The sequence below is a fragment of the Flavobacterium sp. CFBP9031 genome, from assembly GCF_034044945.1.
Taxonomy (GTDB): Bacteria; Bacteroidota; Bacteroidia; order Flavobacteriales; family Flavobacteriaceae; genus Flavobacterium.
Genome location: NZ_JAXCWF010000013.1, coordinates 16,360 through 29,389 on the forward strand (window position 1 = coordinate 16,360; position 13,030 = coordinate 29,389).

The following is a 13,030-nucleotide window of genomic DNA, read 5'->3' on the forward strand; positions in this document are numbered from 1 at the left end:
CAAATGAAAAAAGAAGTAGCCGAATGGCAATTATTGCTTTATATAGCAGGGCAAACGCCAAAATCGATCAAGGCACTGGAAAACATAAAGAAGTATGCCGAGGAACATTTAAAAGGAAAATACAGCATCGAGATTATCGATTTGCTGAAGAATCCGCAATTGGCAGAAGGCGATCAGATTTTGGCCGTACCTACTTTGGTGCGTAAATTTCCCGAGCCTATTCGTAAAATTATAGGTGACCTTTCTAATGAAGAAAGAGTGCTTGTAGGGCTTAATATCAAACCTATAAACTCTTAATCATGGAAGATTCATCTGATGGCACTAGTACAACCAAACATAAGTTTATGCTTTTTGTTTCAGGTATGTCTGTTAAATCAGGACATGCAATCGAAAATATACGCAAAATCTGCGACACCTATCTCACCAACAATTATGAATTAGAAATTGTTGATATCAGCCGTGATAAAGAACAGGCTGTGATTCATCAAATTGTAGCCATTCCTACCTTGATCAAAACACAGCCAGAACCTAAAAGAATCATTTTAGGAGATTTATCAGATAAAGAAAAAGTATTATACATACTTAATATAAGCGAATAGTTTGGAGGAGAATAAAAAAAATATAGCCGCTTTATTAGCAGAAATTGAATCACTGAAGGAAGAACTTTTTGAATCCAACAGTATTGTTAATGCTATAAAACAAGGAGATGTAGATGCGCTTGTGGTAAGCAGTAATGGAGTTCCCGAACTATATTCTCTAGAAACTGCCGATTATACGTATCGTCTTCTTATAGAGAAATTCGGTCAGGGCGCATTGAGTATTTCAAGAAATGGATTGATACTGTACTGCAATGAGCAATTTTCAAAATTAGTTGGTCTACCTTCAGAGAAAATAACGGGAACGTACATTTATGAATATTTTACAAACCAAACGCAATTTATTTCTCTTATAGAAGCACTGAGATATGGAATTACTAAACATGAAATACTTCTAAAATCGGAGAATGAAAAGACTTTTCCAGCCTATATCGCTTTAACTGATCTGGAACCCGCTGTAGAAGCCATTGGGGTTGTAATTACCGATTTGACCGAAAAGAAAAAGCATGAAGAAGCTTTAATTCGCCATCAGAAAGAATTAGAAGAAAAAATAAACGAACTGAATAAAATCAATCGTAATCTCGAAGAATTTATTCATGTAATCTCACACGATTTAAAAGAACCGTTGCGGAAAATTGTCATGAATACCAGCAGAATTGACGGAAGCTATTTTAAAGAAGCCGATACAAAAGCGGTAAATGTCATGAAATTATCGGCTTTAAGATTAAATTCGCTTGTAGACGATTTAGTGCAGTATTCTTCGCATACCGCGCAGGAAGAACGAACAGAAATAGATTTAAGAACCATCATCTCGGAAGTTATTGAGGATTTTGAAATTATAATTGCTGATAAAAAAGCGGTTATCAAAACAGGAAAACTTCCCATTATTAAAGCTTCTCGCGTGCAGATGAGACAGCTTTTCTCTAATCTTATTTCAAACGCCATTAAATATAGCAAAACAGATATTGCTCCTATTATAGAAATTTCGCAGGAAGAAAATTTAGATAGTGAAATACCGAATCAAAATGCTAAATTTGTAAAGGTTCAGATAAAAGACAACGGCATTGGAATGGAAGAAAGCCATTTGCTTAAAATATTTGTCATTTTTCAGCGCCTGCATGCCAGAAACGAATACTCAGGAAACGGTATTGGCCTCGCGATCTGTAAAAAGATAATGGAAAACCATTCTGGAAATATTACCGTTGAAAGTACATTGAACGAAGGAACCATATTTAACCTTTACTTCCCTATCTTATAAAATGCTGGAAAAATATAATTTACATATCGTAATTGCTGAAGATGACATGGATGATGCAGATGTTATTACAGAAACTTTTAGCAATAATCCAAACTTTAGCAAAGTAAGTCTTGTTGCCAATGGCGAGGAACTGCTTAATTATCTAAAAAACGGTTCGAACGAAAATCCTGATGTTATTCTTACCGATATCAATATGCCTATTATCGACGGTATTGAAGCTTTGCAAGAAATTCTTAGCAATGATGAATTAAAAAATATTCCGTGTTTTGTTTATTCAACAAGCATTAATCCTTCTTACAAAGAAAAATGTGATGAAATGGGCGTAAAAGCCTACTTAATTAAACCGTATTCTTTTGAAGCTTTCGCTGAAATTCCGAAAACTATTTTGAGCATTATTGAAGCTTAAATTTCGTTTCATCTTAATTTTTTTTTTTTCATTATTTTAGAATTATGGTATAACTTTGTAACCAGTTAATTTTCTAAACTAATGCTGTTTTGTTATGGAAAGAAATCAGAAAGAGGAAGTACAAGCACTTCAAGACACTTTACATGTTTTGGGTGGTAAATGGCGTTTGCCAATCATCAATTCCATCTGTAACGGAAATAACCGTTTCAGGGAAATCGAACGCAGTATTCCGGGAATTACGACACGCATGCTTTCGCGAGAACTCAAAGAAATGGAGATCAATATGCTGATCAAAAGAACTGAAGACCGCGATGCCGAAATTCAGGTTAAATACGAATCGACGCCGTATTGCAAATCTTTCGGTCCAGTAATCGAAGAAATGATTAAATGGGGGAAATCACATCGTAAAGAGATTATTCGAAACTCTTAAAATATTCTCCCGCAGATTTTGCAGATTATGCAAATCAAAAAAAAAAATCTGCTTTATCAGCTAAATCTGCGAGAAAAAAAATAGAGAAACTTTAATTTTTTTTCTTAAAGACATAGAAACATAGATTTTTTTTGCTCTAGAAAAGAATTAAAAAAAGAAATTAATTTCTAACACATAGTCTTAGTACGAAGCCAACTTTGACAAAGTTTAAACTATTAAGGAAAATTGCATGAAAGGAAATCATCAGAAATTCTTAAAATACTCTCCCGCTGATTTTGCAGATTTAGCAGATTCTGTTAATCAGAAAAAAATCTGCTTTATCAGCTAGATCTGCGAGAGAAAAATAGAAAGACGCTAGAATTGTTTTAGGCACGAAGCGAACTTTGACAAAGTTTAAACTATTAAGGAAAAATCGCATCGAAAGGAAATCATCAAAATTCTTAAAGAAAGTTGTAATTTTATCTGTGGTAAAATGCACTTTTTGATTCAAAACACTCTCAAATAAACTTAAAAAGTGCTTAAAAATGCTTTTTTTTATCATTTTTAGCTATAAAAGTTCTATCTTACAAAAAAGGTAAAAGCCGATTCTGTTGGCCCTATCGGCAGTATAAACTTTAAAAATTACAAAAAATGAAACAACTATTACAGTGGACCATCATTATTCCAATCCTTTCGTGGGTTCTTTTATTTAGCGGACTGATTGCCGACAGCAGCATCTTTCAGATTGTTTCTAGTATATTGCTTATTCTGAGCGTAATGTCAGCAGTTCATCACTCCGAAATTATTGCAGAACGCGTTGGAGAACCGTACGGAACCATAATTTTGGCTATTTCTATTACTGTAATTGAAGTTTCTATTATTGTTTCTTTAATGCTTTCTGAAGGTTCTGAAGCCGCTTCTTTGGCCAGAGATACCGTGTATGCCGCCACCATGCTGATCCTGAACGGAATTATTGGATTGTGCCTTCTTATTGGAAGCATCAAACATTACGAACAGAATTTCTCTACTTCTTCGGTAACGATTGGTTTGGTTTCGCTTATTTCGATTATTGTATTTACGCTGGTTTTCCCCACTTTTACAGAAAGTGTTCACGGTTCTTATTATTCAACGCCTCAATTGATCTTTGCCTCTATTGCCTGTCTGGTTATTTATGGTTCTTTTTTGTTCGCACAAACCAAAGGATATCGCCAATACTTTCTAACCAATACCACGAGCGAAGACGAATCTAAAACACATCCAATCGAAATTAATAATAAAACATTTTATACAAGTCTTGTTTTTCTATTGGTGAGTTTAGGAATTGTGGTCTTACTGGCCAAAACCCTCTCGCCTACTATTGAAACTATTATTATAAGTCACAATCTTCCAAAATCTTTGGTTGGGGTTGTAATTGCCATCATTATTTTATTGCCAGAAGCGATCGCAGCGATAATTGCAGCCAAAAAAAACCGATTACAAACGAGTTTAAATCTAGCTTTAGGTTCTGCTCTTGCCAGTATTGGTTTGACTATTCCAACTGTTGCGCTCGTTTGTATCCTAATGGGAATTCCAATTGTTTTAGGACTTGATATTAAATCTATTGTTCTTTTAGCACTATCTGTTTTTACCGTAATGCTTTCTCTGAGCAAAGGAAAATCGAATATCGTTTACGGCGTCGTGCTTCTAGTCAATTTGTTTGCGTATATGTTTTTGATGATTTATCCTTAAAAGAATGGGATTTAAACACATAGAAACATAGTTTGAAAGCTTATAAAATCAATGTTTATAAGCTTTTTTATCATTTTTTAAAAAAATGTCAATCCAAAACTCCATCCTATCCATCCGAGAATATCTTTGCTGTTATTGTTGATTATCGTATAGCGTTTGGTACGATCCTGAACAAATGTAGAAGTATTTACGTTGCCGTTTTTATCTTGTTTCTCAGACCAATAAAAATTTAAAGAAGGTCCTGCAGATAGCGCTACACCTTTACATAATTGAAAAGAAAAGGAAGAATCAAATTTAGATAAGGAATTATAAATGTCCCAATTTCCTAAATAAAGATACTGCGTGCTAAATTCGGGATTATAAGTAAAACGTTTCCCTAATGGAATGTTCTTTCCTAATCCAATTCCAAAAGAAAACAGCTTTTCTTCATCGTTTCTATCGCTTCTTCCCGCCATTAAAATGGTATACATTTTATGGTCTCCTGTTTTTACAGCAAGATTTATGTCTGAAATCTCGTTGCTTGTAATACTAATCTTTTTATAACCGCCTTTTTTAAAGTTTAGCAGACCAAAACTATAACCAGACGGCGAATCTGTAATGTTCACCAATCCAAATTGAACTCCATTTAATTCTTTAGCATAATTAAAAAGACCTGTAATTTGGGCACCACGCACTGTATCTTTTCCAATATTGTAAATTCCCGAAAACTGTAATCCGTTTTGCGAACCCTTTACTGTATTACCAATTCCTGCAATTTGAAGTCCTTTAGAATCTTTATATACATTGTTGTAGATACCGCCCATTTGCAAACCGACTTGCGAACCTTTTACACTGTTATGAATACCACTTATCTGCAATCCTCTTAAATTGCCAAAAACATTATTATAGATTCCGGCTAACTGAATTCCGTTAACAGATCCTCCAACGGTATTAAATATTCCGGCTATTTGAAGCGCGTCAACATTCATACGATTAATGTTGTAAAGTCCTGCCATTTCTAGCCCCCGAACTCCAGCATTATAACCTCCTAATATATTTAGCGAAAAATTATTGACAATCTGCGTATTCAGCATTCCTCGAGTGCTGATACTCGGAATTAAAGAAGCCTGTACGGGAACTTTAGAAATAAATCCTCCCAGATTGAGCGCTTGTATTTTTTGTTTAGAAGAAATAAAGAAACGGCCAATTCCTGATCTTTCAATTGCAGAGAAATCTCCATCAATATAATCTGTTTTATTTTTTTTGTCTCCCATCTGAATTTTAATTTCAGAAAGAAATACCATCGTCACCGTTTTATAATTCTCCTTAACCGCTGTAAGTTCTATAGCTTGGGGTGCATTTTTTAATCGAAGTTCAAAAAAACCATCTTTATTGGTTAATGTAGACAGTAGCGCATTCTTCTCCAATACACTCACATTTTCAATACGACTATTGGTTTGTGTATCTACAATATAACCGATTACAATTTGCTGTCCGTCACTCAAAACAGTGTTTTTTTCTAACACAAGAGCAAGTTCCAAAGGAGCATAACGAACAATAACAAACCCTGGCGATTCTTTCAATTCATATTTGGCACCTAACAGCTGATCTAAAACTCCTTTTATGGTATTATTATCAGTATGAATGCTAACGACACTATCTTTTACAGCTAGTTTACCATAATAAGCAAATCTAAAATTTCCTTTTTCTTCCATTAAGTCCAAAACACTGCCTAATGGCTTCTTATCTGCTTGAATAGATATTTCGTTCTCTAATACCGACTGTGCATTTGCTTTAAAAAAGATACCCGAAGTAAGGGTTAAAAAGATGGCTGTAAAAACAAACTTTATGTTTCTTGGCATAAAAAGGATATAATACTTTAATGAATTAAATCTTGGATCCAATGATTGGGTTTTCAAAAATACCTCAATTCCTATATTTTCAATAAACATTTTTATAATTTTTCACATCTTTTTTCTTACGAGCATGAAGCTGCTTCTAATAAAAGTATTGACAAATGGCATTAGCAGTATTACAACGATTTAGTTGAAAAACAGCCTTAATAAGCGTAATTTTTACACATAAAAAGTATCACAATAAAGACCAAAAGTGAACGATTTTACCCCTTATTTTTCAGCATTTTTCTCTAACTTAGCGCTCTACATTTTGAAATGTAAGATTAAAATAACCATTGTTTTTGCTGCAAAACATTGAATGAAAAAGAATTACCATACTTTCTCTTACTTTTTGCTGCAAAAACATTTCTTCTAATAATTTAGTTAATTGAAAACTATGAGCAAATTTGATTTTGGAATTGTAGGACTCGGCGTAATGGGTCGTAACCTACTTTTAAATATCGCCAGCCATAACTTTGCGGCTGCAGGTTTAGACTTAGACACCGAAAAAGTCAATTCTCTTCAACAAGAAGCCGATGCCGACCACACTATTGAAGCGACGACAGATGTAAAACATTTTGTAGAGCTTATTCAGCAGCCAAGAGCTATTATGTTATTGGTCCCTGCGGGAAAACCAGTTGACAGCGCTATCGCTAGTTTATTGCCTCACTTAGATAAAGGAGACATTATTATTGACGGTGGAAACACTTATTTTACAGATACGGACAGAAGATTCATTGAATTGTCTGAAAAAGGAATCCACTTCTTCGGAATGGGAATTTCAGGAGGTGAAAAAGGGGCTCGTTTCGGTCCTGCTATGATGCCAGGAGGAGATCAGAAAGCATACGAAAGACTTCGTCCTATTTTTGAAGCCATTGCGGCAAAAGTAGATGGCGAACCTTGTGTAGAATATTTAGGAAATGGTTCTGCTGGAAACTACGTAAAAATGGTTCACAACGGAATTGAATACGGAATCATGCAGTTGATTTCTGAGATTTATGACTTAATGAAAAGAGGTTATAACTTGGATGATGAAACGATTCAGAAAACTTTTTCCGAATGGAATCAAACTGATGATTTAAGATCGTATTTGATTGAAATTACTGGAAACATCTTAAAACAAAAAGATGAAGACGGAACACAATTAATCAACAAAATATCGGATTGGGCAAGATCTAAAGGAACAGGGAAATGGACTTCGCAAAATGCAATGGATTTACAAGTTCCAGTTCCAACAATCGACGCAGCAGTTAACATGCGCGATATGTCTAAAACCAAACCAGAAAGAATTGAAGCGGCTAAAAAATTAGTTTGGAACGCTGATGAAACAAATGTTTCTCAAAGCGAAGCCATTGCGGCTTTAAAATCGGCTTTATACTTTTCTATCGTGGTGACTTACGCTCAAGGTTTAGCTCAGCTTCACACGGCTTCTAAAGAATACAACTACGGATTAAATCTAGAAACAGTTGCTAAAATCTGGCGTGGCGGATGTATCATTCGTGCGACTATCTTAGAGGATTTCAGAAAAGCATACGTAGCAAAATCAGATTTGCCAAATTTACTTTTGGATGGCGGAATTGCTTCAAAATTAGTAGAAAACCAAGCAGGAATGAGAGCTGTGATCCAGTTTGCTGTTCAAAAAGGATTGCCTGTTTCAGGATTAATGAACTCGTTATCTTATTTTGATGCTTATAGATCTGCTAATCTTCCAACTAATTTAATTCAGGCACAGCGTGATTATTTTGGAGCGCATACTTACGAGCGTATCGATAAAGAAGGCGTTTTCCATACACAATGGGCTGAATAAACAATTAAAGCAACACAACTACACACAATGACTAAAAATAAACTAAAGAATCCAACCATCATTGTTATTTTTGGTGGAACTGGAGATCTAGCAAAGAGAAAGCTCTTCCCCGCTTTCCAAAATCTGTACCTTGACGGACGTATGTCTGAACAGTTTCAGATTATTGCTCTTGGTAGAGCTGAAAAAACCAATGATGATTTTCGCGCTTATGTGGCAGAAAATCTAAATCTGTTCTCAAGAAGAAAAGGAGTTGACGATCCAGAAACAGAAAAATTTCTTTCGCATATCTCTTACCACAGTCTTGATATCGATAAAGAGGAATCGTACATTGGATTAAATGAAAAAATAAACAATTTTGACCTTGCTTTTGGCGAACGTGCCAATCGTCTTTTCTATCTTTCGATTACGCCTTCTTTCATTTCAACGATTTCAAGCAATATCAAGAAAATCGGACTTGCCGCTAATGCGAAACAAGATCGTATTATTATCGAAAAACCTTTTGGTTATGATAAAGCTTCTGCAATTGAGTTGAATGAAATGCTTTCACAGACTTTCAAAGAAGAGCAGATTTACAGAATTGATCACTATTTAGGAAAAGAAACGGTTCAAAATATTTTGGCTTTCCGTTTTGGAAACTCAATGTTCGAACCTTTATGGAGTCGTAATTTTATTGATTTCGTGCAAATTACCGTTGCAGAAGAAGTCGGCGTTGAAGAGCGAGGCGGGTTCTATGAAGGTGTTGGTGCATTGAAAGACATGATTCAGAACCACTTGTTTCAGATTTTATGTATGACCGCTATGGAAGCGCCTGCTTCTTTGAATGCTGATGACATTCGTAATCGAAAAGCAGATGTTTTAAAGTCAATTCGCCGTATTAAACCAGAAGAAGTCGATCATTATATCGTTAGAGGTCAGTATGATGCTGGAGAAATAAAAGGAGTTCCTGTTCCGGGTTACCGTCAAGATAAAGGCATCGCGCCAGATTCTAATACAGAAACCTATGTAGCAATGAAAATCTATTTGGACAACTGGAGATGGCAGGGAATTCCGTTCTACTTGCGTTCAGGAAAAAGAATGGAAGAAAAACAATCTTCGATCATTATTCAGTTTAAACCAGTGCCACATTCTTCATTCTCATACGGAAAAGAAGGCATGACACCAAACCGATTGATTATCAACATTCAACCTTCAATGGACATTAAACTGCAGTTTATGACCAAAAAACCAGGTTTATCCATGTCTTTAAGACCTGCAGAAATGGTTTTTGATTATTTTTCTTGTTCTACAATGTCACCAGAAGCTTATGAAACCTTAATTGCCGATGCATTATTGGGAGATCCTACCCTATTTATGCGTTGGGATCAGGTGGAAGAAGCTTGGGATGCAATTGAAACGATTCAGCAAGTTTGGAAAACAACGCCTCCAAAGAATTTCCCAAATTACAACGCAGGAAGCTGGGGACCTGAAGAAGCCGATGAATTGTTAGCACGTCAAGGCCACAAATGGATTCCGAATACACAAACAAAAGAAGAAGTTTTAAATGATACAGATACACAATAATACAGAAGAAATTAATACTGCAGCTGCAGATCTTTTTGTAGAATCAGCTCAAAAAGCGATTGCTGCAAAAGGCCAATTTACAGCTGTACTTACAGGAGGTTCTTCTCCTGCTGGGATTTACAAATTATTAGCTTCTGATGCTTACAAAAACAAAGTAGACTGGAGCAAGGTCTATATTTTTTGGGGTGATGAAAGATGGGTTCCGCTTAATGATGATTTGAGCAATGCAAAAATGTCTTATTCGACTTTATTGAGCCACGTTCCTATTCCGCAAGAAAACATTTTTGAAATGTATAAAGACGGTGTTACACCTGAGGAATATGCAGCTGAATACGAAAAGTCTATCAGAACTGTTTTAGGTGAAGATGGTAAATTTGACCTGATTTTATTAGGAATGGGAGATGACGGACACACGGCTTCTCTTTTTCCAGGTGAAGCGGTTCTTGAGGAACAGACTAAATGGGTTGATGCTTATTATTTAGCTCCACAAAAAATGTATCGCATCACGCTTACAGCTCCGTTAATTAATAAAGCGGAAAAAATTGTAGTGGTAGCTTTTGGAGAAAAGAAAATAAACGCTTTAAAAGAAGTGACAACTGGCGAATACAATCCAACATTATATCCAATGCAATTGATTAAACCAGTTTCGGGCGAATTATTGTTTTTGGTTGATAAAGTTGCTGCGGGCACAAACTAAGAAATTGTTTATTTTCATATAATTTAAGGTCTACGCTGAAAAGTGTAGACCTTATTTTTTTGATAATTTTTTTTCACGCAGATTCTGCAGATTTAGGCAGATCTAAACTGATCAATAAAAAAAATCTCCGCGAATCTGCTTAAATCTGCAAAATCTGCGTGAAACCTAAAGCCCAGCTATACAATTACAAAACACTGAAAAACAAATATTTACACAAACCTATTTCTTTTTTATTTAATTTTGTTTAATACTCTCCGATTCAATTTATTAAATTATAAGTATCAATTTTTCTTCTTTCGAGCTTTTACACTGATTATATAATTTCAAATTCCTTTTGCAATGAAATATAATTACTTTCTAATTGCTGTTTTTCTTCTTTTTGTTTGCTGTAAAGATAAAAACACAGAACCCAAATCAGTTAAAGTTAGCGCTTCGCAAGGGTGCTATATTCCGAAAACGAACGATAAAGATTGGTACACCCAAAATAAAAAAGCACCAAAATTTAAAGGTCTCGATGGTGTGAATTTTAAAATTACAACCAATAATCCCGAAGCGCAGGAATATTTCAACCAAGGAATGATGCTTGCCTATGGATTCAATCATGCCGAAGCTGCCAGATCATTTTATGAAGCTTCTCGTTTAGATCCGAATTGCGCTATGGCATATTGGGGATTTGCGTATGTTCTCGGCCCGAATTATAATGGCGGAATGGAAGAAGATAATTTTCAGCGTGCTTATGATGCGGCTCAAAAAGCTAAAAAACTTTCTGGAAAATGTTCTCCAAAAGAAATCGCTATGATTGATGCTTTATTGGTGCGTTATGCTAAAAATCCTCCTGCGGATAGAAAACCGCTTGACATTGCGTATGCCGAGGCGATGAAAAAAGTATATACTCAGTTTCCCTCAGATCCAGATATCGGTTCACTTTATGCCGAATCTCAAATGAATCTCCATCCGTGGGATTTGTATGAAAAAGGCACTGGAATACCTAAAAAATGGGCTCCCGAAATACTTGCCGTTTTAAACGAATTGATTACAAAAAATCCGAAACATCCAGGCGCACATCATTTTTTGGTTCATACTGTAGAAGCTTCTGCACATCCAGAAAACGGACTTAAAAGTGCCAAATTACTAGAAACTCTAGTTCCAGGTTCAGGACATTTGGTACATATGCCTTCTCATATTTACATTCGTACGGGAGATTATCATGAAGGCACGCTTTCCAACATTGAAGCGGTTCGAATTGATAGTTTATATTCTACTGCTTGTAATGCACAAGGCGCTTATCCTCTAGCCTATTATCCGCACAATTATCATTTTTTGGTAGCTACCGCTGCTTTAGAAGGAAACTCTCAATTGGCTTGGAAATCGGCTCAAGTATTACAACAGCATATATCTCCCAAAATCATGCGTGAAGCTGGTTGGGGAACTTTACAGCATTATTACAGCATTCCGTATTATATAGCCGTCAAATTCTCGATGTGGGATAAAATTATGGAGATTCCACAACCTGAAAAAGATCTCGTGTATCCAAATGCGATTTGGCATTATGCCAGAGGAATGGCATATCTCGGAAAAAATGATATTACCAATGCCGAAAAACAGCTTACTATTCTTAACCAACTAGCCAAAGATAAAACCTTAAAACAGGTCACCATTTGGAATATTAATACTACTTATGATCTTGTTCAGATTGCTGCTAATATACTTTCAGCAGGAGTTGAAGCTAAAAAGAATAATTTGGATAAAGCCGTTACTTTTTTAAATAAAGCAATCGCAATCGAAGATCAGTTAAATTACAACGAACCGCCAGATTGGTTTTTCTCCGTTAGACATTATTTAGGCACAGTTTTGCTGAAAGCTGGAAAATATACCGAAGCGGAAAAAATCTACAGACAAGATTTACAAACGCTCCCAAAAAATGGCTTCGCCTTAATCGGACTTTATAATTCTTTAACCGCACAGAAAAAAGAAAAAGAGGCTTTACAAATTAAAACCTCTTTTAATAATGCTTGGCGATATGCTGATGTTGAAATTAAGGATTCTTCTAGTATTTTGGAGTGATTTTAGTTTTTATGGTTTTTAAAAGCAATGAGCCCGATACAATATCGAGCTCATTATTATCATATTTAATTATAAATTCGTCCAAACTTTTGGGTCCAGTCTTAAAAGACATTTGCGCAGCTTTTCAATTCAAATCTGGAACTCTTTGCAGAGTTGAGGAATGATTTACTTCAAAATTGACTTCCAGTACTCACCAAAAACGCCTCTTTTATCAAAATTATTATAATGAAATTTTGATTCATTTTTTAGGTCAAAATTTATCTTTTTTAAGCCAAGAGAATCAAAATACCAATCACCAATATTATAGTAATGTTTTAAAAGAAAAACAAATTCATCATCAATCAAACAACTATCAATCAACCGATTAACATTATTTATATTTTGTTTTTCAATTAAAGCATCCATCTCTCCCATTCCAGAGTTTTCAATTGGCTCAATGACAGAATACCATTGCAAAAAAACAGCTCTTTTTAATGATTCAATATTTTCCAACGAACTATACTTTATAAATAGATCTCTATACATTATAGGAATTTCTGATTCTTCTAAAGGTTTCTTTTCTTTTAATAATTGATTGATTTTTTCTAAGATTAAATCATCTAATACCGTCAATTCTATTAATGCATCCATA

General features: G+C 35.0%; 12 protein-coding genes. 10 read left to right on the forward strand and 2 right to left on the reverse strand.

The annotated features are described in order from the left end of the window. Window positions 1-3 precede the first annotated feature (3 nt). From SOM12_RS19655 to SOM12_RS19680, 6 genes are all read left to right on the forward strand, one after another. A complete protein-coding gene (locus SOM12_RS19655; protein WP_095927489.1) occupies window positions 4-297 on the forward strand; it encodes a circadian clock KaiB family protein in 294 nt (97 codons plus the stop codon). 2 nt (window positions 298-299) lie between these two features. Beyond that, complete coding sequence (locus SOM12_RS19660) at window positions 300-599, forward strand: circadian clock KaiB family protein (RefSeq protein ID WP_320495022.1); 300 nt, start codon at window positions 300-302, stop codon at window positions 597-599. Between the two features lies 1 nt (window position 600). After that, window positions 601-1,854 carry a sensor histidine kinase gene (locus tag SOM12_RS19665; RefSeq protein WP_320495023.1) on the forward strand — a complete coding sequence of 418 codons (1,254 nt, stop codon included), beginning with the start codon at window positions 601-603 and terminating at the stop codon, window positions 1,852-1,854. A gap of 1 nt (window position 1,855) precedes the next feature. Beyond that, entirely contained in the window at window positions 1,856-2,260 is a 405-nt protein-coding gene (locus SOM12_RS19670) for a response regulator (RefSeq protein ID WP_320495024.1), read from the forward strand. 94 nt (window positions 2,261-2,354) lie between these two features. After that, window positions 2,355-2,690, forward strand: a complete 336-nt coding sequence (locus SOM12_RS19675) for a winged helix-turn-helix transcriptional regulator (RefSeq protein ID WP_250835887.1) — start codon at window positions 2,355-2,357, stop codon at window positions 2,688-2,690. 630 nt (window positions 2,691-3,320) lie between these two features. Then, window positions 3,321-4,397 carry an ionic transporter y4hA gene (locus tag SOM12_RS19680; protein ID WP_320495026.1) on the forward strand — a complete coding sequence of 359 codons (1,077 nt, stop codon included), beginning with the start codon at window positions 3,321-3,323 and terminating at the stop codon, window positions 4,395-4,397. 77 nt (window positions 4,398-4,474) lie between these two features. Here SOM12_RS19680 and SOM12_RS19685 read toward each other — a convergent pair whose 3' ends face one another. After that, window positions 4,475-6,328, reverse strand: a complete 1,854-nt coding sequence (locus tag SOM12_RS19685; RefSeq protein ID WP_320495028.1) for a hypothetical protein — start codon at window positions 6,326-6,328, stop codon at window positions 4,475-4,477. Window positions 6,329-6,668: 340 nt separating this feature from the next. Here SOM12_RS19685 and gndA point away from each other — a divergent pair, with 340 nt between their 5' ends. From gndA to SOM12_RS19705, 4 genes are all read left to right on the forward strand, one after another. Beyond that, complete coding sequence (gndA, locus tag SOM12_RS19690; protein ID WP_320495029.1) at window positions 6,669-8,078, forward strand: NADP-dependent phosphogluconate dehydrogenase; 1,410 nt, start codon at window positions 6,669-6,671, stop codon at window positions 8,076-8,078. 27 nt (window positions 8,079-8,105) lie between these two features. After that, the gene (gene zwf / locus SOM12_RS19695) at window positions 8,106-9,638 is read left to right on the forward strand and encodes a glucose-6-phosphate dehydrogenase (protein ID WP_320495030.1); all 1,533 of its coding nucleotides are present in this window, start codon (window positions 8,106-8,108) and stop codon (window positions 9,636-9,638) included. Then, window positions 9,619-10,335: a 6-phosphogluconolactonase gene (gene pgl / locus SOM12_RS19700; RefSeq protein WP_320495031.1), complete on the forward strand. Its 717-nt coding sequence runs from the start codon at window positions 9,619-9,621 to the stop codon at window positions 10,333-10,335. The genes zwf and pgl overlap by 20 nt, the downstream gene beginning before the upstream one ends. A 339-nt stretch (window positions 10,336-10,674) precedes the next feature. Further along, complete coding sequence (locus SOM12_RS19705) at window positions 10,675-12,399, forward strand: hypothetical protein (protein ID WP_320495032.1); 1,725 nt, start codon at window positions 10,675-10,677, stop codon at window positions 12,397-12,399. 165 nt (window positions 12,400-12,564) lie between these two features. Here SOM12_RS19705 and SOM12_RS19710 read toward each other — a convergent pair whose 3' ends face one another. Continuing rightward, window positions 12,565-13,029 (reverse strand): hypothetical protein, encoded by a 465-nt coding sequence (locus SOM12_RS19710; protein ID WP_320495033.1) that lies wholly within the window; start codon window positions 13,027-13,029, stop codon window positions 12,565-12,567. Window position 13,030: the final 1 nt, after the last annotated feature.